Origin of the sequence: Staphylococcus sp. IVB6181, from assembly GCF_025561445.1 — a bacterium.
GTDB classification, from domain to species: Bacteria; Bacillota; Bacilli; order Staphylococcales; family Staphylococcaceae; genus Staphylococcus; species Staphylococcus simulans_B.
Window position 1 is genome coordinate 1,090,772 of the sequence record NZ_CP095096.1, and the last position, 23,317, is coordinate 1,114,088.

At 37.2% G+C, this 23,317-nt stretch carries 19 protein-coding genes; 16 read left to right on the top strand and 3 right to left on the bottom strand.

Translation table 11 applies throughout. The annotated features are described in order from the left end of the window. The first annotated feature begins 163 nt into the window (after window positions 1–163). The 6 genes from purB (at window position 164) to MUA90_RS05135 (ending at window position 8,140) form a co-directional block, all read left to right on the top strand. The gene (gene purB / locus MUA90_RS05110; RefSeq protein ID WP_262588581.1) at window positions 164–1,462 is read left to right on the top strand and encodes an adenylosuccinate lyase; all 1,299 of its coding nucleotides are present in this window, start codon (window positions 164–166) and stop codon (window positions 1,460–1,462) included. 118 nt (window positions 1,463–1,580) lie between these two features. Beyond that, window positions 1,581–1,883 (top strand): YerC/YecD family TrpR-related protein, encoded by a 303-nt coding sequence (locus MUA90_RS05115; protein ID WP_105994246.1) that lies wholly within the window; start codon window positions 1,581–1,583, stop codon window positions 1,881–1,883. Between the two features lie 144 nt (window positions 1,884–2,027). Next, complete coding sequence (locus MUA90_RS05120; protein ID WP_262588582.1) at window positions 2,028–2,717, top strand: heptaprenylglyceryl phosphate synthase; 690 nt, start codon at window positions 2,028–2,030, stop codon at window positions 2,715–2,717. Between the two features lies 1 nt (window position 2,718). Next, the gene (pcrA, locus tag MUA90_RS05125) at window positions 2,719–4,914 is read left to right on the top strand and encodes a DNA helicase PcrA (protein WP_262588583.1); all 2,196 of its coding nucleotides are present in this window, start codon (window positions 2,719–2,721) and stop codon (window positions 4,912–4,914) included. 3 nt (window positions 4,915–4,917) lie between these two features. Beyond that, window positions 4,918–6,921 (top strand): NAD-dependent DNA ligase LigA, encoded by a 2,004-nt coding sequence (ligA, locus tag MUA90_RS05130; RefSeq protein WP_262588584.1) that lies wholly within the window; start codon window positions 4,918–4,920, stop codon window positions 6,919–6,921. Window positions 6,922–6,940: 19 nt separating this feature from the next. Next, window positions 6,941–8,140, top strand: a complete 1,200-nt coding sequence (locus MUA90_RS05135) for a CamS family sex pheromone protein (RefSeq protein WP_262588585.1) — start codon at window positions 6,941–6,943, stop codon at window positions 8,138–8,140. Between the two features lie 93 nt (window positions 8,141–8,233). Here MUA90_RS05135 and putP read toward each other — a convergent pair whose 3' ends face one another. Continuing rightward, complete coding sequence (gene putP, locus MUA90_RS05140; protein WP_262588586.1) at window positions 8,234–9,772, bottom strand: sodium/proline symporter PutP; 1,539 nt, start codon at window positions 9,770–9,772, stop codon at window positions 8,234–8,236. A 385-nt stretch (window positions 9,773–10,157) separates the two neighbouring features. Here putP and gatC point away from each other — a divergent pair, with 385 nt between their 5' ends. The 7 genes from gatC to MUA90_RS05175 all read left to right on the top strand — a co-directional run bounded on the left by gatC (window position 10,158) and on the right by MUA90_RS05175 (window position 18,447). Continuing rightward, complete coding sequence (gatC, locus tag MUA90_RS05145) at window positions 10,158–10,460, top strand: Asp-tRNA(Asn)/Glu-tRNA(Gln) amidotransferase subunit GatC (RefSeq protein WP_114603023.1); 303 nt, start codon at window positions 10,158–10,160, stop codon at window positions 10,458–10,460. Further along, a complete protein-coding gene (gene gatA, locus MUA90_RS05150; RefSeq protein WP_105994253.1) occupies window positions 10,460–11,917 on the top strand; it encodes an Asp-tRNA(Asn)/Glu-tRNA(Gln) amidotransferase subunit GatA in 1,458 nt (485 codons plus the stop codon). The genes gatC and gatA overlap by 1 nt, the downstream gene beginning before the upstream one ends. Before the next feature lie 12 nt (window positions 11,918–11,929). Continuing rightward, on the top strand, window positions 11,930–13,357 hold the full coding sequence (gatB, locus tag MUA90_RS05155; protein WP_262588587.1) for an Asp-tRNA(Asn)/Glu-tRNA(Gln) amidotransferase subunit GatB: 1,428 nt from the start codon (window positions 11,930–11,932) through the stop codon (window positions 13,355–13,357). A gap of 182 nt (window positions 13,358–13,539) precedes the next feature. Continuing rightward, window positions 13,540–14,697 (top strand): restriction endonuclease subunit S, encoded by a 1,158-nt coding sequence (locus tag MUA90_RS05160; RefSeq protein WP_262588588.1) that lies wholly within the window; start codon window positions 13,540–13,542, stop codon window positions 14,695–14,697. Between the two features lie 125 nt (window positions 14,698–14,822). Continuing rightward, on the top strand, window positions 14,823–15,743 hold the full coding sequence (locus MUA90_RS05165; RefSeq protein ID WP_114603025.1) for a diacylglycerol kinase: 921 nt from the start codon (window positions 14,823–14,825) through the stop codon (window positions 15,741–15,743). Between the two features lie 64 nt (window positions 15,744–15,807). Then, window positions 15,808–17,169, top strand: a complete 1,362-nt coding sequence (gene rlmD / locus MUA90_RS05170) for a 23S rRNA (uracil(1939)-C(5))-methyltransferase RlmD (protein WP_262588589.1) — start codon at window positions 15,808–15,810, stop codon at window positions 17,167–17,169. Window positions 17,170–17,550: 381 nt separating this feature from the next. Beyond that, a complete protein-coding gene (locus MUA90_RS05175) occupies window positions 17,551–18,447 on the top strand; it encodes an aldose 1-epimerase family protein (protein WP_262588590.1) in 897 nt (298 codons plus the stop codon). 224 nt (window positions 18,448–18,671) lie between these two features. Here MUA90_RS05175 and MUA90_RS05180 read toward each other — a convergent pair whose 3' ends face one another. Continuing rightward, window positions 18,672–19,157: a hypothetical protein gene (locus tag MUA90_RS05180; protein WP_262588591.1), complete on the bottom strand. Its 486-nt coding sequence runs from the start codon at window positions 19,155–19,157 to the stop codon at window positions 18,672–18,674. A 264-nt stretch (window positions 19,158–19,421) separates the two neighbouring features. Here MUA90_RS05180 and dinB point away from each other — a divergent pair, with 264 nt between their 5' ends. Beyond that, window positions 19,422–20,492, top strand: a complete 1,071-nt coding sequence (gene dinB / locus MUA90_RS05185) for a DNA polymerase IV (protein WP_262588592.1) — start codon at window positions 19,422–19,424, stop codon at window positions 20,490–20,492. A gap of 63 nt (window positions 20,493–20,555) precedes the next feature. On the opposite strand, the gene MUA90_RS05190 is transcribed toward dinB, so the two are convergent. Beyond that, entirely contained in the window at window positions 20,556–21,113 is a 558-nt protein-coding gene (locus tag MUA90_RS05190; protein WP_262588593.1) for a 3'-5' exonuclease, read from the bottom strand. Window positions 21,114–21,275: 162 nt separating this feature from the next. Here MUA90_RS05190 and MUA90_RS05195 point away from each other — a divergent pair, with 162 nt between their 5' ends. Together MUA90_RS05195 and MUA90_RS05200 are read left to right on the top strand one after the other, a co-directional pair. Continuing rightward, complete coding sequence (locus MUA90_RS05195) at window positions 21,276–22,592, top strand: lipid II isoglutaminyl synthase subunit MurT (protein ID WP_262588594.1); 1,317 nt, start codon at window positions 21,276–21,278, stop codon at window positions 22,590–22,592. Further along, a complete protein-coding gene (locus tag MUA90_RS05200) occupies window positions 22,589–23,311 on the top strand; it encodes a lipid II isoglutaminyl synthase subunit GatD (protein ID WP_262588595.1) in 723 nt (240 codons plus the stop codon). The genes MUA90_RS05195 and MUA90_RS05200 overlap by 4 nt, the downstream gene beginning before the upstream one ends. The last annotated feature ends 6 nt before the right edge of the window (window positions 23,312–23,317 follow it).

Genomic DNA, 23,317 nt, shown 5'->3' on the forward strand with positions numbered 1-23,317 from the left:
TTTCTCATAAAAACTTTGGAAAAGTTTATACATTTGAAAAACATTCTGTTAAACTAGAGAGTATAAGGTAAAAGTCGAACGTTTTGCAGAGTTATTGATAAAATGTACATATTTTGCAAAGCGTCCACATTAAAAATCAAACTTTAAGATAGGAGTTTATGAAATGATTGAACGTTATTCTCGTGAAGAAATGTCACAAATTTGGACAGACCAAAATCGTTATGAAGCATGGTTAGAGGTTGAAATTCTAGCGTGCGAAGCTTGGAGTGAATTAGGTTTTATCCCAAAAGAAGACGTTAAGAAAATCCGTGAAAATGCACGTGTTGATGTAGATCGCGCAAAAGAAATCGAATTAGAAACACGTCATGATGTCGTTGCATTTACACGCCAAGTCTCTGAAACTTTAGGCGAAGAACGTAAATGGGTACACTATGGATTAACTTCAACTGACGTAGTAGACACAGCGTTAAGCTACCAAATCAAACAAGCAAACGAAATTTTGGAAAAAGACATTGAACGTTTTATCGAAGTTTTAGCTGCGAAAGCTAAAAAATATAAATATACATTAATGATGGGGCGTACACATGGTGTACATGCTGAGCCGACAACTTTCGGTGTGAAAATGGCATTATGGTATCAAGAAATGATCCGCAACTTCGAACGTTTCAAAGCAGTGCGCAAAGAAATCGAAGTCGGTAAAATGAGCGGTGCAGTGGGTACATTCGCGAACATTCCGCCAGAAATCGAAGCATATGTTACAAAACATTTAGGTATTGGCTATGCACCGGTTTCAACACAAACATTGCAGCGTGATCGTCATGCTTACTACATTGCGACATTAGCTTTAATTGCGACTTCAATGGAAAAATTCGCAGTAGAAGTGCGCAACTTGCAAAAAACTGAAACACGAGAAGTAGAAGAAGCATTCGCAAAAGGCCAAAAAGGCTCTTCAGCAATGCCGCATAAACGTAATCCTATCGGTTCAGAAAATATTACAGGTATCTCACGTGTCATCCGCGGTTACATCACAACAGCATATGAAAATGTTCCTTTATGGCATGAACGTGATATTTCACATTCATCTGCTGAACGTATTATGCTTCCAGATGTTACAATCGCATTAGACTATGCATTGAATCGTTTCACAAATATCATTGACCGTTTAACTGTCTTTGAAGACAATATGATGGCTAACATCAATAAAACATTCGGTTTAATCTATTCTCAACGTGTCTTATTAACTTTAATCAATAAAGGTATGGTGCGTGAACAAGCTTATGACTTAGTTCAACCTAAAGCCATGGAATCTTGGGAAACTAAAACACCATTCAGAGAATTGCTTGAACAAGACAGCCAAATCACAGATGTATTAAGCAAAGAAGACTTAGATAAAGCCTTTGATCCTAAACATCATTTAAACCAAGTAGACACTATTTTCGAACGTGCAGGGCTTGCGGAATAATCTATTTAATTGTATTTTGTATATCAAATTAAATTCTTTTAATAAGAATACTACACTTTAACGTATTAGTAAGTTAAAATAGAGTGACAAGTATTACTAAGAACAGGAGTTGTTTGATATGCAAATTGAGAAGTTGCGCGGGAAAGCATTGGATGAATTATTCGATGCGATTTTAACCCTGGAAAATAGAGAAGAATGTTATCAGTTTTTCGATGACTTATGTACAGTAAATGAAATTCAATCATTATCTCAAAGACTCCAAGTCGCTAAAATGATTAAGCAAGGCTATACGTATGCGACGATAGAAAAAGAAACAGGTGCTTCAACAGCAACCATCTCCAGAGTAAAACGTTCATTACAATGGGGTAATGATGCTTATACAGTTGTATTAGATCGCTTAAACATTGAAACTAATGATTAATGCGCAGGAACCTATCCATCTTAAGATGCGGTAGGTTCTTTTTTCTGCATGTAAATTCTCTATGAAATCTTACGCATCCGTTTAGAACATGATAAGTAAAAATGATATAATCAAATGTATGTTTAGAAGAAGGGAAACGATGAAATGTACGACATAAAAAAGTGGCAACATGTATTTAAATTAGATCCAGCAAAATCAATAAGTGATGAAGATTTAGATAGAATCTGTATGTCTGATACAGATGCAATTGTGATTGGTGGAACTGACAATGTGACTGAAGACAATGTGATTTCATTGATGATGCGTGTCCGTCGTTATCCGCTTCCACTCGTCCTCGAAATTTCCAATTTAGAAAGCATCATGCCGGGCTTTGATTTCTACTTTGTCCCGATGGTCTTAAACAGTCCAGACGTACAATATCACAACGGATTATTACTTGAAGCCTTAAAAGATTACGGATATATGATGGACTTTGATGAAATTATGTTCCAAGGCTACATCGTGTTAAATCCAGATTCGAAAGTGGCACAAAAAACAAAAGCCAAGACAGACTTGAATGAGGAAGATATTGAAGCTTATGCGTTGATGACGGATAAAGTGTATCAATTTCCGATTATGTACATAGAATACAGCGGCACCTTCGGCAATATGGATTTGGTCCGTACTGCGAAACAAAATACAGAACAAGCACATGTATTTTACGGCGGCGGAATACAATCGCTCAGCGATGCCAAAGCTGCTGCACAAGAAGCAGATACGATTGTCGTCGGCAACCTTGTATATACAGATATCAAGCAGGCATTGAAAACAGTTAAAATAAAGGAGTTATCTTAAGATGAATGCGTTATTAGACAATATGAATACCGAACAAAGTGAAGCGGTGCGTACAACAGAAGGACCGCTGCTTATTATGGCTGGCGCAGGTTCAGGGAAAACGCGCGTTCTCACACATCGTATTGCATATCTATTAGATGAAAAGGGCGTGTCTCCTTATAATGTGCTCGCAATTACCTTTACAAACAAAGCAGCACGCGAGATGAAAGAACGTGTCGAAAAGCTTGTAGGCGAAGAAGCACAAGTGATTTGGATGTCTACTTTCCACTCAATGTGTGTCCGTATTTTAAGAAGAGATGCAGACCGTATCGGCATTGAGCGCAACTTTACAATTCTAGACCCGACAGATCAAAAGTCGGTTATTAAAGATGTATTGAAAACAGAGAATATCGACAGCAAACGTTATGACCCTAGAATGTTCTTATCAGCTATCAGCAACATGAAGAACGAATTGAAAACACCTGAAGATGCTGAAGAAGAAGCGACAGATTTTATGTCAGATATGGTAGCACGTGTTTATACAGGCTATCAGCGTCAGCTTTCACGTAATGAAGCAATGGACTTTGATGATTTAATAATGAAAACGATTAATTTGTTTGAACGTGTCCCAGATGTATTGGAATACTATCAAAATAAATTCCAATATATTCATGTGGATGAGTATCAAGATACGAACCGAGCTCAGTATACATTAGTAAAACTGCTTGCCTCTAAATTTAAAAATTTATGTGTCGTAGGGGATTCTGACCAATCTATCTATGGTTGGCGCGGCGCTGATATTCAAAATATCTTGTCATTCGAAGAAGATTATCCGAATGCGAAAACGATATTCTTAGAACAAAACTATCGTTCAACGAAAGTCATCTTGAATGCGGCTAACGAAGTCATTAAAAACAATTCAGAACGTAAACCTAAAGGGCTTTGGACAGCAAACCAAGAAGGCAAAAAAATCAATTATTACCAAGCTTCAAGCGAAAGCGACGAAGCACAATATGTCGTGAAAGAAATCATGCGTCAGCAGCGTGAAAACAATAAGAGCTATAATGATATTGCAATTCTTTACAGAACGAATGCACAATCACGTGTGTTAGAGGAAACATTCATGAAATCGAATATTCCTTACACGATGGTCGGCGGCCATAAGTTCTATGACCGTAAAGAGATCAAAGACTTATTAAGCTACTTAAGATTAGCTGCTAACAGCAATGATGATATTAGTCTGCAAAGAATTATTAATGTGCCGAAACGCGGTGTAGGGCCTTCTTCTGTAGAAAAGATTCAAAGCTACGCCAGACAAAATGATTTAAGCATGTTTGATGCATTGGCTGAAGCAGACTTTATCGGTTTAACGAAGAAAGTAACTAAAGCTGTCATTGATTTCTACACTTTGATTTCAAACTTAATCAAAGAACAAGAGTTCTTAGAAATCAGTGAAATTGTGGAAGAAATCTTAAATAAATCCGGTTATAAAACTATGCTGGAGCAAGAACAGACACTTGAAGCACGCAGCCGTTTGGAAAACATTGATGAGTTTATGTCTGTACCGGTGGATTATGAGAAAAACACACCATTAGAAGAACAATCATTAATCAACTTCTTAACAGACTTGTCGCTTGTCGCAGATATTGATGAAGCAGACATTGAAAATGGTGTGACATTGATGACAATGCACTCTGCCAAAGGTTTGGAATTCCCAGTTGTCTTCATTATGGGTATGGAAGAATCAATCTTCCCGCATATTCGTTCTATCTTAAGCGATGATGATCATGAAATGGAAGAAGAACGTCGTATTTGTTATGTGGCTATTACACGTGCAGAAGAAGAGCTGTACTTAACACATGCGGTTTCAAGAACGTTATTCGGTAAAACACAATCGAATCCTCAGTCGCGCTTCTTACGAGAAATTCCTGAAGACTTGCTTAATAAAGGAACGAAACAAGAAAGCCGTTATCAAGGCCAATCAAGCAGCAAACAACCTGCAAAACGCGGACCAAGCAGACGTACGACAAAACGTGCAGAAGTAGCATCAGGTACTTGGAAAGTCGGCGATAAAGTGATGCATAAAGCTTGGGGCGAAGGTATGGTCAGCAATGTCAACGAGAAAAACGGTACAGTTGAACTTGATATAATCTTTAAGTCAGAAGGACCGAAACGTTTGCTTGCGAACTTTGCGCCGATTGAAAAGAAGGAGGACTAAGGGATGAGTGAATTGAAAGAACGTGTGGATCAGCTGCATCGTTTATTAAATCAATATAACCACGAATATTATGTGCAGGATAATCCATCTGTGCCAGACAGCGAATATGATAAGCTGCTGCATGAATTGATTCATATAGAGGAAGAGCATCCTGAGTTTAAAACAGAAGATTCTCCAACAGTACGTGTCGGCGGAGAAGCACAAGCTACTTTCAACAAGGTTGCACATGATACGCCTATGTTGAGTTTAGGCAATGCTTTTAATGAAGAAGACTTGCGCCGCTTTGACGCACGTGTCAGAGAGGCAGTAGGGCAAGTCGAATATATGTGCGAATTGAAAATCGATGGCTTAGCAGTTTCTTTAAAATATGAAAACGGCCGCTTTGTACAGGGACTAACACGCGGAGACGGTACGGTCGGAGAGGATATTACAGCTAACTTGCGTACCATTCGTGCGATTCCTTTGAAAATCAATGAGCCGTTGACGTTTGAAGTGCGCGGCGAGGCTTTCATGCCGAAACGTTCATTTGAACATTTGAATAAAGAAAAAGAAGAAAACGGTGAACAAGCTTTTGCGAACCCGCGAAATGCGGCTGCAGGTTCGTTGCGTCAATTAGATTCTAAACTCGCAGCTAAACGCCGTTTAAGCATCTTCTTATACAGTGTGAATGATTTTACGAACTTCCATGCGAAAACACAAAGCGAAGCGTTGGATGAATTAGATGCGTTAGGCTTTAAAACCAACCAAAACCGTCAGCGTGTCGCAGATATTGAAGGTGTTTTAGATTACATTAAGCATTGGACAGAACAACGAGAGAAACTATCTTATGATATTGACGGTATAGTTATTAAAGTCAATGATATCGATGAGCAAGATGAACTGGGCTATACGCAAAAATCGCCAAGATGGGCGATTGCCTATAAATTCCCGGCTGAAGAAGTGGTCACAACCTTGCATGATATCGAGTTGAGTGTCGGACGAACAGGGGTGGTAACACCGACTGCAGTATTAGAACCTGTACGTGTTGCAGGTACAACAGTTTCTCGTGCTTCGCTGCATAATGAAGACTTGATTCATGAGAAAGATATTCGTATTGGAGACAGTGTAGTGATTAAAAAAGCAGGGGACATTATTCCTGAAGTGATTCGCAGTCTGCCTGATCGCAGACCAGAAGGCGCAGAAACTTATCATATGCCGACACATTGTCCGAGCTGCGGCCACGAATTAGTACGTTTAGACGGAGAGGTCGCTTTACGCTGTATTAATCCGAAATGTCCTGCACAGCTCGTTGAAGGTATGATTCACTTTGTATCGAGACAAGCGATGAATATCGACGGCTTAGGTACGAAGTTGATTATGCAGCTGTATGAAAATGAAATTATTAAAGATGTTGCGGATTTATATTATCTGACGAAAGAAGACTTATTGCCGCTGGAACGTATGGGTGAGAAGAAAGCAGATAACTTGCTGAATGCGATTGAAGCGTCTAAACAAAATTCTTTAGAACATTTATTATTCGGTTTAGGCATCAGACATTTAGGTGTGAAAGCCAGCCAAGTGATTGCGGAACGTTTTGAAACTATGGAACGTATCTTTGAAGTGACTGAAGATGAATTGATGGAAATTCATGATATCGGCGATAAACTTGCGACCTCATTAATCACTTATTTAAATAATGACGACATTATCGCTTTAATTGAAAAACTTCGCGCAAAAAATGTTAATATGAAGTATGAAGGTATCAAAACTTCAGAGATAGAGTCGGATTCTGAATTTAACGGATTAACGGTTGTATTAACAGGCAAATTACACAATATGACGCGTACAGAAGCTTCTAAATGGTTAGAAGCACAAGGTGCTAAAACAACCAGCAGTGTTACGAAGAATACAGACTTGGTGATTGCTGGCGGAGACGCCGGATCTAAATTGACTAAAGCTGAAAAGCTCGGGACTGAAATCTGGTCTGAAGAAGACTTTATCAAGAAGCAAAATGAAATTGACCAATAAACAATAGAGGAGATCGGGAATGAAGAAAACATGTGTATTACTCATCTCTCTCTTATTGATTCTCACGGCGTGTGGCAATAAGGATGAGCAACAAAATTCAACGAAAGAACAAGATGCAAAATCTGACTCTGGCAATGTAAAACATATTGCGACAGATAAGAATGTACAAGGTGATAACTATCGTACGCTGTTACCATTCAAAGAAAGCCAAGCAAGAGGTTTATTGCAGCAGAATATGGCAAACGGCTACAATGGCGACGACTTTGAAGATGGTTTGCTTGAACAAAGCAAAAAAGTGTTCCCAACAGATGAATACTTATATCAAGATGGACAGTTTTTAGATAAGAAAACCATTTCTGCTTACCTCGGACCTAAGTATACGAAGTCTGAAATCGATAAGATGAAAGAAGACGAAAAGAAAGATAAAAATGCGAACGAAAATCTAGGATTGAATCCATCTCATCATGGTACAAAAGATGAAGAGAAAATCGCAGAAAAATCACCAGCTTATCTTTCTAATATTTTGGAACAAGACTTTTACGGCAGCAGCGATACAAAAGGCAAGAAAATCAAAGGTATGACTATCGGACTTGCGATGAACAGCGAATATTATTATCAAAAAGAAAAAGACGGCCCGACTTACAGCAAGCAATTAGATAAAGCCAAAGTTGAAAAAGAAGGCAAAAAAATGGCGGATGAAATGTTATCGCGTTTACGCGAACATAAAGCATTGAAAAAGATTCCGATTCATTTTGCGATTTACATTCAATCCGGAGAAAGCGATATTATTCCTGGTGAATTTGTAGCTGGGGCTACAGCGGATGATGAACAAACAAGAATCAACAACTGGCAAGAAATCAAAGAGAAATCGATCTTATTGCCGTCATCTGAAGCGGCCGATTTGAATGAAAACTTGAACAACAACTTCAAACAGTTCAATGATAATCTGCAGTCTTATTTCCCTAACTTCACACAAGCAGTAGGGAAAGCAAAATTCAACGGCAAGAAACCATCGCATCTGACAATTGAAGTACCGATTGATTATTACGGCAAAGCTGAATTAACAGGTATCACACAATTCATCACACAACAAGTTGACAAATACTTCAGCAACATTGATGAATATGAAATCCATATTAAAGATGGTAATAATGCGCGTGCGTTAATTACTAAATATAAAGATGATAAAAACCCACACGTTCATATCTATAAAAATTAATACGCAATGATAAAAGGTGTCTTCGATTGAAGGCACCTTTTGTGTTAGGTAAAAAGAAAGGGCAGAAACATCTGTGTGTTCCTGCCTCATTGATCAGCTATGCAAAATTTGTTTTACTTCATCTAATTCGTTGATTGTACGTTCGCTTGGTTTGCGTGTGAATTTACTAACTGCATAAGTAACAATGACACTCACAATAAATCCTGGAATGATTTCATACATACTGAAGAATTCTGAGATGTCCGCAAGCGGTTTGATCCAAACAATCCAAATAATAACCGTTGCTGCACCGGCAATCATACCGCTGACTGCACCCGCTCTTGTTAAACCTTTCCAGTATAAAGAGAAGAGGACAAGGGGACTGAATGATGCCCCGAAACCAGCCCAAGCATTGCCGACTAAGTTTAAAATAGTATCGTTTGGCGACCAAGCAATCCATATTGCGACAATGGCTACTGCCATAACACTTAAACGGCCGACTAAGACAAATTCTTTTTCATGCTTTTCTGCGTTGGCTTTCTTGCCGCGAATCAATTTATAGAAGTCTTCAGTCAATGAACTTGAAGTCACTAATAATTGAGACGAAATTGTGCTCATAATAGCAGCAAGGATAGCTGCTAATAAGAAGCCGCCGACTAATGGATGGAATAAAATCTGGCTCATTATAATGAATAATGTTTCTGGGTCATGCAGTGTGATTTTATAGTCAGGCACAAAGGCAATACCTGTTAAACCGACTAAGCAGGCACCTGCTAAACCGACAGCCATCCATAAAATTCCGACACGGCGTGCAATTGGTAATAACTTAAATGATTTGATCGACATAAAACGAACAATGATATGGGGTTGTCCGAAATAACCTAAGCCCCAAGAGAATAATGAAATGATGCCAAGGACTGTAGTACCTCTGAATAAATCTAAGTTCGTTGGTTTCATATCTGAAATCTGGCTGAATGTATCCCAGCCGTTCAATTTCAATAATGCGACAAACGGAACCATGACCATTGCGACTAACATAATGACACCTTGGAAGAAGTCTGTAATCGAAACCGCTAAATAGCCGCCTAAAAAAGTGTAAAAAATAACGATAACAGCTACCATAATCAAGCCGTATCGATAGTTGAGACCGAATGCGGTTTCGAATAATTTACCTCCTGAAACAAATCCAGAATGCGTGTATAACGTGAAGAAGATAACGATAATCGAACCGGAAATAATTTTAATAATGTTGGAATGATCATCTAATCTGTTCTTGAAAAAGTCTGGCAAGGTGATGGCGTTGCCGGCTAGTTCTGTATAAACACGTAATCTTGGTGCGACAATAAAGTAATTTAAATATGCGCCTAATGTTAAACCGATCGTAATCCAAATTGCGGATAAACCTGTTGCATATACAGAACCAGGCAATCCCATAATCATCCAGCCGCTCATATCAGAAGCGCCGGCAGACAGTGCTGTGATGTAGGGGCCGATGTTTCGGCCTCCCAACATGTATTCGCTTAAATTTCCCGTTGACTGTTTATAGCCATAGATACCGATGATAACTAAAACAAGAAAGTATACACCAATCATGATGTATGTTTGCCAGTCAGCATCGATTTGACTACTCACTGAAGTACCTAAAATAAACATCGTGGTTTCCCCTTTTTCTCATTGATGATTCAATGTATATGCATTATTATACAACAATTCTGAAAAAAGGGAATATTTATTTTTTGCAAAATGAAAAATAAATCGTGATAACGACAGTATTTAGGATGGTTTTTGCTAAGAAAGTGTTTTCAACGCTTTAAAGCAAATATGCAGTATCTTTATAACTCAATATGCATAAAAGTCCATGAATCCTTATTTCTTTTTGATAACGAATGGAAAAAATTTGCATTTGAAGTTCAGAATGATTAAGTTAAAGGGGAGTCATTACCTGATATACGGGTATTTTGAACTAAAAAATTTAGATTTTTGACGATTTTTTTGATACAATTTTATGATGAAGTATTATTAAGGAGGCAATTCATTAATGGCTAGAGTATCACGTGAAGAAGTTGAACATATTGCAAATTTGTCTAGACTTCATATTTCACCAGAGGAAACAACTGAAATGCAAGACACATTAGAAACAATCCTAAACTTTGCCCAACAAATTGATACAGCAGATACGAGCGAGGTTGAACCTACGTATCACGTATTGGATTTACAAAATGTATTAAGAGAGGATAAAGCAATCAAAGGCATTCCTCAAGAGCTTGCACTCAAAAATGCAAAAGAAACAGAAGATGGACAATTTAAAGTGCCATCAGTTATCAGCGGGGAGGATGCGTAATGTCTATTCGTTATGAATCAGTTGAAAAGTTAAGCGAAATGATTAAGAACAAAGAAATCAAACCTTCTGAAGTTGTTAAGGATATTTATGATGCAATTGAAGAAACAGATCCTACAATCAAATCATTCTTAGCTTTAGATAAAGAAAATGCAATCAAAAAAGCAGAAGAGCTAGATGAATTGCAAGCGAAAGACCAAATGGAAGGTAAACTATTCGGTATCCCAATGGGTATCAAAGACAACATTATTACTGAAGGTCTTGAAACAACATGTGCGAGTAAAATGCTAGAAGGGTTCGTACCTATTTATGAATCAACAGTAATGAGAAAATTACATGATGAAAATGCAGTGTTGATTGGTAAATTAAACATGGACGAATTCGCAATGGGCGGTTCTACAGAAACTTCTTACTTCAAGAAAACTGTTAATCCATTTGACCACAAAGCTGTACCTGGCGGTTCATCAGGCGGTTCAGCAGCAGCTGTAGCAGCTGGTTTAGTACCATTCAGCTTAGGTTCAGATACTGGCGGTTCTATTCGTCAGCCAGCAGCTTATTGCGGTATCGTAGGTATGAAACCTACATATGGTCGTGTGTCACGTTTTGGTTTAGTTGCGTTCGCATCATCATTAGACCAAATCGGACCTTTAACACGTAATGTTAAAGACAACGCAATTGTATTAGAAACAATTGTAGGTGTAGATAAAAATGATTCAACAAGCGCACCAGTTGAAGATAATGATTTCACTTCAGAAATCGGAAAAGACATCAAAGGCATGAAAATTGCTTTACCTAAAGAATATTTAGGCGAAGGTGTTTCTGATGAAGTGAAAGCAGCGGTACGCAATGCGGTTGAAATTTTAGAAGGCGAAGGCGCAATTGTAGAAGAAGTATCATTACCGAATACAGGCTATGGTATTCCATCTTATTACGTTATCGCATCATCTGAAGCTTCTTCTAACTTATCTCGTTTCGATGGTATTCGTTACGGTTACCACTCAAAAGAAGCGAATACTCTTGAAGAATTATACAAATTATCACGCAGCGAAGGCTTCGGTAAAGAGGTAAAACGTCGTATTTTACTTGGAACATTCGCATTAAGTTCTGGTTACTACGATGCTTACTACAAAAAATCACAAAAAGTCAGAACATTAATCCGTCAAGACTTTGATAAAGTCTTCGAAGAATACGATGTAGTTGTAGGTCCTACAACCCCAACAGCTGCTTTCAACATTGGTGATGAAATTAATGATCCGTTGACAATGTATGCAAACGACTTATTAACTACTCCAGTTAACCTTGCCGGCTTACCAGGTATCTCTATACCTTGCGGACAAACTAATAACAGACCGATCGGATTACAGTTTATCGGCAAACCATTTGATGAAAAAACACTTTACCGTGTCGCTTATCAATTTGAACAACAATACAACTTACATGATGCATATCAAAATTTATAAGGAGTGTTAATGATGCATTTTGAAACAGTCATTGGACTAGAGGTCCACGTAGAACTGAAAACAGATTCTAAAATGTTCTCTCCATCACCAGCGCATTTCGGAGCAGAACCAAACACAAATACGAATGTTATCGACTTAGCATACCCTGGTGTGCTTCCAGTTGTTAACGAAAGTGCCGTTGACTGGGCTATGCGTGCTGCAATGGCATTAAACATGGAAATTGCGACGGAATCTAAATTCGATCGCAAAAACTATTTCTACCCAGATAACCCGAAAGCTTACCAAATTTCACAATTTGACCAACCTATCGGGGAACATGGTTATATCGATATCGAAGTAGACGGCGAAACAAAACGTATTGGTATTACGCGTCTTCACATGGAAGAAGATGCGGGTAAATCAACACATAAAGACGGCTATTCATTAGTAGACTTGAACCGTCAAGGTACACCGTTAATCGAAATCGTATCTGAACCAGATATCCGTTCACCTCAAGAAGCTTATGCTTACCTTGAAAAATTACGTTCTATTATCCAATATACAGGCGTATCTGACGGTAAAATGGAAGAAGGTTCACTTCGTTGTGATGCGAACATTTCATTACGTCCATACGGACAAGAAGAGTTCGGTACAAAAGCAGAGCTTAAAAACTTAAACTCATTCAACTATGTGCGTAAAGGCTTAGAATATGAAGAAAAACGCCAAGAAGAAGAATTGTTAAACGGCGGAGAAGTACTTCAAGAAACACGTCGTTTCGACGAATCTACTGGTAAAACAATCTTAATGCGTGTTAAAGAAGGATCAGACGATTACCGTTACTTCCCAGAACCAGACATCGTACCTTTATACGTTGATGAAGCTTGGAAAGAACGTGTACGTCAAACAATTCCTGAATTACCAGACGTACGTAAGAAAAAATACGTTGAAGAATTCGGTCTTCCAGCATACGATGCGCACGTATTAACACTTACAAAAGAAATGTCAGATTTCTTCGAAGAAGCAGTTGAAAAAGGCGCAGACGTTAAATTAACTTCTAACTGGTTAATGGGCGGCGTAAACGAATACTTGAACAAAAACCAAGTTGAACTTCAAGATACAAAATTAACACCAGAAAACCTTGCTGGTATGATTAAGTTGATTGAAGACGGTACAATGAGCAGTAAAATCGCTAAGAAAGTTTTCCCTGAACTTGCACAAAACGGCGGAGACGCTAAACAAATCATGGAAGACAAAGGCTTAGTACAAATCTCTGACGAATCAGTACTATTAAACTTCGTTACAGAAGCATTAGACAACAATCCTCAATCAGTAGAAGACTTCAAAAACGGTAAAGGCCGTGCAAAAGGCTTCTTAGTGGGTCAAATCATGAAAGCTTCTAAAGGACAAGCAAACCCTCAAATCGTAAACAAACTATTAGCACAAGAATTAGACAAACGCTAATACACACAAACACCAAAGACTAGTGAGCAATCGCTAGTCTTTTTTATATCATCAAACAAAAACTAAACCATACAACAATCCCATCATTTTGATTATAATAAAAGTAATACGCTAAAAATCATACATAACCAACCAAGCAACAATAAACAAACACACAAGCAAAATCATAAGGAAGTGACATAATGCATAACACACAAACTAAAAAGAATGTACCAGAACTACGCTTTCCAGAGTTTGAAGGAGAGTGGGAAGAGAAGAAGTTGGGGGAAGTAACAGAAATAAATACGGGGAAAAGTAATGTTGCTAATATTGAAAATGGTCAATATATTAATTTAGGTTCCACAGGAATAATTGGAAGAGCTAACAAATATGATTATCATGGCCAATTTATTTTAATAGCAAGAGTAGGTCATTATGCAGGAAGTCTTTATAAATTCAAAGGAAAAGTAAATATTAGTGATAATACTATTTTTATTCAAATAAGAAGTAGTAGGGTATTTTTATATTTTCAATTAGAACAATATAATTTAAGAAGATTTGTTTTTGGTTCAGGACAGCTATTAATCAAATCTTCGGAGATAAAAAAATTAAAAATAAAATTACCGTCAATTAATGAACAACAAAAAATCGGCACTTTCTTCAGCAAACTTGATCATCAAATTGAACTAGCAGAAAATAAAGTAAGCTTGCTACAAGAACAAAAGAAAGGGTATATGCAGAAGATTTTTTCTCAAGAGTTACGTTTTAAAGACGAAAATGGAAATGATTATCCAGAGTGGGAAGAGAAGAAATTGGGTGATGAAGTTAGTGTATTAAAAGGAAATAAATCTCAATATAATATTGAAGTAATGACAATATCTGCTCGAAATGGCTGGATGAGTCAAAAAGATAGATTTTCACAAGTGATTGCAGGTAAAAGTTTAGAAAAATATGTTGAGTTAAATAAGGGTGATTTATCATACAACAAAGGAAACTCTAAAGTAGCACCATTTGGAATTGTTTATCGAATACCTTATTCAAAAGCTTTAGTCCCAAATGTATATAAAAGTTTTAGAGTTTCTAACAATATTGACTCATTTTTCTTAGAAAAATATTTTCATGCCAAAAAATTAGATCGGCAATTACGTAAAAAAATAACTTCAACGGCTCGAATGGATGGTTTATTAAATATAAGTGATAAAGAATTTTTTGATTCAATGATAAATATACCTTGTAAAAATGAACAACAAAAAATCGGCGCTTTCTTCAGTAAACTTGATCAACGCATTGAATTAGCTGAACAAAAGGTAGAACAGCTTAAAGAACAAAAGAGAGGTTTGTTACAGAAGATGTTTGTTTAATGGTTTTGGTTTTGATGGATATGTTGATGTTGTGTAGGAATTTAGTGAATTGAACCATTAATACTTTTAAGTAGCGTTGAAATCATTTAAAATTGAATGTGAGTAAAAATGATGAGGGATTATTTATGAGAAAACGAGCGAGAATTATTTATAATCCGACTTCGGGTAAGGAATTGTTTAAAAGAATGCTTCCAGAAGTCTTGATTAAATTGGAACAAGCAGGATTCGAAACAAGTGCATATGCAACGCAGAAGGCTGGAGATGCGACAATCGAAGCGAAACGTGCCTTACACGAAGACTATGAAATGTTAATCGTAGCTGGCGGTGACGGTACATTAAATGAAGTAGTGAATGGTGTAGCAGAACATCCGAATCGCCCTAAAATCGGTGTAATTCCTATGGGTACTGTAAATGATTTCGGACGTGCGCTTCATTTGCCTACGGATATTTTAAGCGCGGTAGATGTGATTATCAAAGGTCATACTGTGAAAGTAGATATCGGTAAAATGAACAGTCGCTACTTTATCAACTTGGCAGCTGGGGGACGTATTACAGAAGTGTCTTATGAGACTTCCAGCAAGCTGAAAACATTTGTCGGTCCGTTTGCGTACTATATCAAAGGTATGGAAATGCTGCCGGAAATGAAAAATGTCGATGTACGTGTAGAATATGACGGTAAAGTCTTCCAAGGCGAGATTTTATTGTTCTTATTAGGTTTAACGAACTCTATGGCAGGTTTTGAGAAACTTGTACCGGATGCTAAATTAGATGACGGCTACTTCACGCTGATTATTGTTGAGAAAGCCAACTTAGCTGAATTAGGACACATCATGACATTAGCTTCAAGAGGGGAACATATCAAGCACCCTAAAGTAATTTATGAAAAAGCAAAATCAATCAATGTATCATCTTTTGAACAAATGCCTTTAAATGTGGATGGCGAGTATGGCGGACAATTACCGGCCAACTTCTTGAACTTAAAGCAGCATATTGAAGTATTTACACCTGCAAATGTCGACAATAAAGAATTAACAGAACAAGATTAGTAAGCATTGAAAAGGTTAGGACTTAGTCAAACAAGCCTGACCTTTTTTCTATGGAGGTTAAAGTGTGGAAACATTAAAGAAAAACCAAGTCTTTAAAGGACAAGTCGTTGATTTAACACATGAAGGACATGGTGTAGTTAAAATCGATCGATATCCTGTATTTGTCCCTAAAGCACTTACGGGCGAAGAAATAGAATTCAAACTGATTAAAGTTAATAAGAACTTTGCGATAGGGAAATTACTAGAAATTTTTACCGAAAGCAAAGACAGAGTAGAACCTCCATGTGTTTATTATGATAAATGCGGAGGCTGCCAGCTGCAGCACTTAGATTATCTAGCGCAATTAGAAATGAAGCGCAACCAAGTGGTGAATTTATTCCATCGCAAAGGCAAGTTTACGTCAACGCCGATCAATGAAACGATTGGTATGATGAATCCATGGAATTATCGTAATAAATCACAAATTCCTGTGGGACAAAATAGCGAGGATGCGCCGATTATGGGCTTCTATCGCCAACGCAGCCATGACATCATTGATATGGAAGAGTGCTTAATACAAGACAGCATTCAAAATCAACTTATGCGTATGATTCGTGCATTGCTTACAGAACATAATGTGTCGGTTTATGACGAGAAGCGAAAAGAAGGCTTATTGCGTCATGTGATAATCCGTGTAGGCTATACTTCACGAGAAGTAATGGTTGTCTTTGTGACGAACGGAAAGAAATTCAAACAAGCAAAAGCGATAATTAAGCAGATGGTTGAAGCAGTACCTAATATTAAAAGTGTGATTCAAAATATTAACGAAACACACTCGAATGTCATCATGGGTAAAAAATCCAAAACACTTTACGGTAAAGATGAAATTACAGATGAGCTGGATTCAGTTGAATTTGAAATCAGCGATCAATCCTTCTATCAAATCAACGCTTCTCAAACAGTTAAACTTTATAATAAAGCATTAGAGTATGCAGGATTAACGGGTGAAGAAACTGTACTCGATACGTATTGCGGTATCGGTACTATTGGTTTATATATGGCAGAAAAAGCGAAACATGTGTATGGTGTAGAAGTTGTACCAGCGGCTATTGAAGATGCGAAGAAAAATGACAAACTGAATGGCTACGATAATACTACTTTTGTATGCGGAAAAGCAGAATCCGTCATTATGGATTGGAAACAACAAGGCATTCAACCAGATGTTGTGATGGTAGATCCTCCGCGCAAAGGCTGCGATGAACAGTTCTTACGCACTTTACTAGAATTGAATCCTCAGCGGATTGTCTATATCTCTTGTAATCCATCAACCCAACAAAGAGATGCACATATTCTGGCAGAAGGTTATGAACTTAAAGAAATCACACCAGTAGATATGTTCCCGCAGACAACACATATCGAGACCGTGGCATTGTTTGAACGTAAATAAAAATAAAGACATAGTTAAAAAGCGAGATTTCTTATTGGTTATAGAAATCTCGCTTTTTAATGTGATAAAACGTTTCTTTTACTTATCATTGTGATAAAACGTTTCTTTTACTTATCATTGTGATAAAACGTTTCTTTTACTTATCATTGTGATAAAACGTTTCTTTTACTTATCATTGTGATAAAACGTTTCTTTTACTTATCATTGTGATAAAACGTTTCTTTTACTTATCATTGTGATAAAACGTTTCTTTTACTTATCATTGTGATAATACGTTTCTTTTACTTATCATTGTGATAATATTGTTCTATACATAAATAAGATAGACAACGTAAAATAAGCAGCGTTTAATACCGCTTATTTTGGTTTAGGAGGACAACTATGACTATTGAATTAAAGAACGATGAATTAACAGTGCAATTTAAAGAGTTTGGAGGGGCATTATCTTCTATCAAAGATAACGATGGCGTAGAATATCTTTGGCAAGGGGATCCTGAATATTGGAGCGGTCAAGCACCTGTATTGTTTCCGATTTGCGGAAGCTTAAGAGATGACAAAGCAATTTATCATTTAAACGGCAAACAAGATGTGACAGGTCATATACCAAGACACGGGCTTGTGAGAAAGAAAGATTTTAAATTTGAACAAGTCTCAGACAACAGTGTCGCATTTTCTATTATACCTGATGAAACAATGCTAGAGAATTATCCCTACCATTTCGAACTGAAAATTGTTTATACATTAACAGGTAAAACAATTCGTGTTGAATACCAAGTAACGAACCATGAAGATTTTCAACGTATGTCGTATAGTATCGGCGGGCACCCTGGATTTAATTGTCCGCTTGTTGAGGGAGACCAATACGAAGATTATTACTTAGAATTTGAACATGCGGAAACAACGAATGTACCAAAACCATTTCCAGAAACTGGTTTATTAGATGTATTAGACAGAACATCTTTCCTTACTGATCAAAAGACTTTAGATTTAACTTATGATTTATTTGATTATGATGCAGTGACTTTAGATCGATTACATTCACGCAGTATTGCATTACGTTCGCATAAACATGACAAAGGTGTGAGAGTAGACTTTAAAGATTTCTCTAATATCATTCTTTGGTCAACAACTAACAAAAGTCCGTTTATCGCTATAGAACCGTGGAGTGCTTTATCTACATCATTAAAAGAAAGTGATGTATTAGAAGAAAAACCGCAAGTTTCCTTTGTGGAAAGCGGACAAACAGATAAAAAATCTTTTGAGATTACTGTTTTATAAAGTTTATCAATCAACTGTAACAGTCAAAATATTGAACAAAATAAAAACGAGATTCTGTTTCGATAACAGAAATCTCGTTTTGTCTTTTTGGTAATTATTATGAAACTAGTACAAGTTGCTGAAGTTCAATAAAGAAAAAATTATATCAAAATGAGTATCCATCACACCTTAATCAGTACTTTATCTTCACTTGATTTGGAAGAAGGTGTTAATTAAAAGTTGCTTTAGTTGTCTTGAGATGAATTAGAACTTTCTCCGCCTTTTTTACCGATTTCTTGGAAATGTTCTGAGCTGTATTCTTCAGAAGTAGCTTCTCCGCCTTTGCGTCCAGCTTCTTCGTGGCTCATTTTTTGGTTAGAGTTAGATGTATTGTTTGAGTTGGATGAACTATTATTAGATTGAGCAGTCGTGCTGTTAGAACTTTCTCCGCCTTTTTTGCCGATTTCTTGGAAATGTTCTGTGCTGTATTCTTCAGAAGTAGTTTCTCCGCCTTTGCGTCCAGCTTCTTCGTGACTCATTTTTTGGTTAGAGTTAGATGTATTGTTTGAGTTGGAAGAATTATTATTAGATTGAGCAGTCGTGTTGTTAGAACTTTCTCCGCCTTTTTTACCGATTTCTTGGAAATGTTTTGAGCTGTATTCTTCAGAAGTAGTTTCTCCGCCTTTACGTCCAGCTTCTTCATGGCTCATTTTGTTTTCATTATTAGTCATAAAGCATTCTCCTTTATTTTAAGATTTAGGACTTTAAGTAAAGTGTTAACATTCAAGTCTATTTTGTTATTCCTTATTAAGAGGGTAATAAACTGGTTTAACTCCATTATTTACAAAGTTAAAAAAGAAATTATAAATAATTAATGTGATGATAAAATAAATAAGGTGTTTCGGAAAAATTGTGCTATAAGCATTTAAAATTCATGATTGGCTAATGTCATATATAATGTAGAGTGAGAGAAGATAAAAAGGGAGGTGAATGAGATGAGTGAGCGACGGATTATCCATATAGATATGGACTATTTTTATGCCCAAGTAGAGATGCGGGATAATCCTAAACTAAAAGGAAAGCCTGTGATTGTCGGCGGTAAAGCGAGCGGACGCGGGGTTGTATCCACTGCATCTTATGAAGCACGCAAGTATGGTGTTCATTCTGCTATGCCGATGGCACAAGCGCATAAATTATGTCCGGACGGTTATTATATTCAACCGCGCTTTGAAGCTTATAGAGAGACATCTAAAATCATTATGGATATCTTTAAAAGCTATACAGAAGTGGTTGAACCGATGTCGCTTGATGAAGCCTATTTGGATATCACTCATCTCGTGCGGCCTGATCTGCCTGCTTCGGTCATTGCACAATATATACGCAATGATATTTGGGAGAAAACCGGATTAACCGCTTCTGCAGGCATTTCTTACAATAAATTCCTAGCCAAACTCGCAAGCGGTATGAATAAACCAAACGGTATGATGATTATCAACTACCAAAATGTTCATGCTTTATTAATGGAATTAGATATCGGAGGTTTTCCTGGTGTAGGCAAAGCAACCAAAGAAGTCATGCATGAACACGGCATCTATACCGGTCAAGATTTATACAATAAAGATGAACGTGAATTAATCCGTGTCTTCGGTAAACGCGGTCATTCGTTATATGAGAAAGCACGCGGCAGAGGATCAAATGTGGTGAAATCACACCGCATCCGAAAATCTGTAGGCACAGAAAGAACATTCTCTACTGATGTTAATGATGACGATGAAATTTTATTAAAAGTAAGAGAATTAAGCGAGAAAACAGCCGAACGTTTAAGCAAGATACAAAAATACGGCAAGACAGTCACCGTTAAAATCAAAACACATAAATTTGAAACACTATCGCGTCAACGCAGTTTAAGAGATCCAGTACGAAATGAAGTAGATATCTATAACACAGCCTATGCACTTTACAATGAATTGAAAGATCCGGATGTGCCGATTCGCTTAATTGGTGTGACAGTAGGGAACTTAGAAAAAACGGAATATCAAAATATGTCGATTTATGATTTTATATAGGAGAAAGTAAGAAGAAAGAAGGAATTAAGCCGATTGAACAATGGTTAGGAAATGTTCAATCGGTTAACCTTTATCTGATAAGTTTTTGCCGTAGATAGCGAGCATATCAGACAAGCTGTCATAATGTTTAAGCAGTCTGAAAGTTATCATCGCACAGGCTTTCGCATCATTTAAGGCATCATGATGGCCATGGAAATCTAAATGGTAATAATCCATCATATATTTTAAACCATAGCGGTTATTATTAATGGTTCTGCGTGCAAGTTGAAGCGAACAAAAGTAGGTCATTTCAGGTGTCTTCAAACCTAAAGCTTGAATACTCGCATGCATGACAGTCATATCAAATGCGGCATTATGCGCGACAACCGGCAAACCATCTATGAACTGCATCATATAGGGCAGTACAAAGTTGAAATCCGGTGATGTTTTTACATCATCAGGCTGTATGCCATGGACATTGATATTTTGTTGAGAAAAATAGTCATGAGGATTGACTAAAGTATAGAAGGTTTCGATGATTTCATTATTCACGACTTTGACCATCCCGACAGAGCAGATATTTGTACGCTTGCCGTTTGCGGTTTCAAAGTCTAAAGCAACAAATGCATTTTCTTGTTTCAAACAGATCGACCTTTCATATATAAGATAATTAAGCAGTAAAATCTTACTGGAAAGCATAATAGGAGTCAAGCAATTGATTTTGATGTTTGACGTAGATTATTTTTATTTAAAGACTTTGTCATGTTATAATTATTCAGGTTAAAACTTAGAGGAGTGAAGCGAATGAGACAATGGACGGCGATTAACTTAGCAAAGTTAGCGCGTAAAGCCAGCAGAGCAGTCGGCAAACGCGGAACAGATTTGCCGGGTCAAGTTGCAAGAAGAATTGATAAAGATATATTACGAAATTTAGCAGAAAAAGTAGATGACGTTGTGTTTATCAGCGGTACGAATGGTAAAACAACAACATCGAATTTAATCGGACATACATTAAAAGCTAACAATATAGATATTATTCATAACAATGAAGGTGCGAATATGGCTGCTGGGATTACTTCAGCATTTATCGTACAAAGCAATCCTAATACCAAAATCGCAGTCATTGAAATAGATGAAGGCTCTATTCCTAGAGTATTAAAAGAAATGACACCGACAATGATGGTGTTTACCAACTTCTTCCGCGACCAAATGGATCGCTTCGGAGAAATTGATATTATGGTAGACAACATTGCGAAAGCCATCAGCAACAAAGGTATTAAATTACTGTTGAATGCGGATGATCCGTTTGTCAGCCGTTTGAAAATCGCAAGTGCATCAAACATCTATTACGGTATGAAAGCACATGCGCATGAATTCGAACAAAGTACAATGAATGAAAGCAAATACTGTCCGAACTGCGGCCGTTTATTAGTATATGATTATATACATTACAATCAAATCGGACATTATCATTGTAAATGCGGCTTTAAACGTGAACAGCCGAAATATGAAGTCGACAAATTTACAGTGTCGCCGTTTATCCATTTAACTATCGGCGATACAACTTTCGATATGAAAATTGCAGGGGACTTTAATGCGTATAATGCGATTGCGGCATACAGTGTGCTGCATGAACTTGGTTTAAACGATGCGTCTATCAAAAAAGGATTCGAAACGTATACGTCAGATAACGGACGTATGCAGTACTTTAAATCAGGATCTAAAGAAGCAATGATTAACTTAGCGAAGAACCCTGCAGGTATGAATGCCAGTCTTTCTATGGGAGAACAATTAGAAGGCAGAAAAGTCTATGTTATCAGCTTAAATGACCATGCGGCTGATGGGCGTGATATCTCATGGATCTATGATGCGGACTTCGAAAAGTTAAGCAATCAAGATATCGAAGCGATTATTGTGACAGGCAATCGTGCAGAAGAATTACAGCTGCGTTTTAAATTAGCTGAAGTAGATGTTCCTGTCACTGTTGAACGAGACATTTACAAAGCTACAGCGAAAACAATGGATTACACAAGCAAGACTGTCGCAATTCCGAACTATACGTCTCTAGCGCCTATGCTGGAACAATTAAATCGTTCGTTTGAAATGAGGGAACAAAGATGAATGAATTAACGTTATATCATTTTATGACAGATAAATTGAATTTATATAGCGATATCGGCAATATCATCGCACTTAAGCAGCGTGCAAAATGGCGCAATATTAAATTGAATGTTGTGGAAGTCAATGAAACAGAAGGTGTAACCTTAGACGGTTGCGATATCTTCTTTATCGGCGGCGGCAGCGACCGTGAACAAGCGCTGGCTACGAAAGAATTAAGTAAAATCAAAGGACAGCTGAAAGATGCGATTGAAGGCGGCATGCCTGGTTTGACTATTTGCGGCGGTTATCAATTCTTAGGTACTAAATATATCACTCCAGACGGTACAGAATTAGAAGGCTTAGGCATTTTAGATTTCTATACACAGTCTAAAAATGAACGTTTGACAGGCGATATCGTTATTGAAAGCGAAACATTCGGTACAATTGTCGGTTTTGAAAATCATGGCGGCAGAACGTATCATAACTTCGATACATTCGGCAAAGTCAAACATGGTTACGGCAATAATGAAGAAGATAAACGAGAAGGTATTCATTACAAAAACTTGTTAGGAACATATCTGCATGGACCGATTTTACCGAAGAATCATGAACTGACAGATTATTTATTAGAAAAAGCATGCGAAAGAAAAGGTATTCCATTTGAACCGCGTCAATTGGATAATACTGAAGAAGAAGCGGCGAAACAAGCCATTGTCGATCGTTTTGAAAAACAACATTAATCAAAG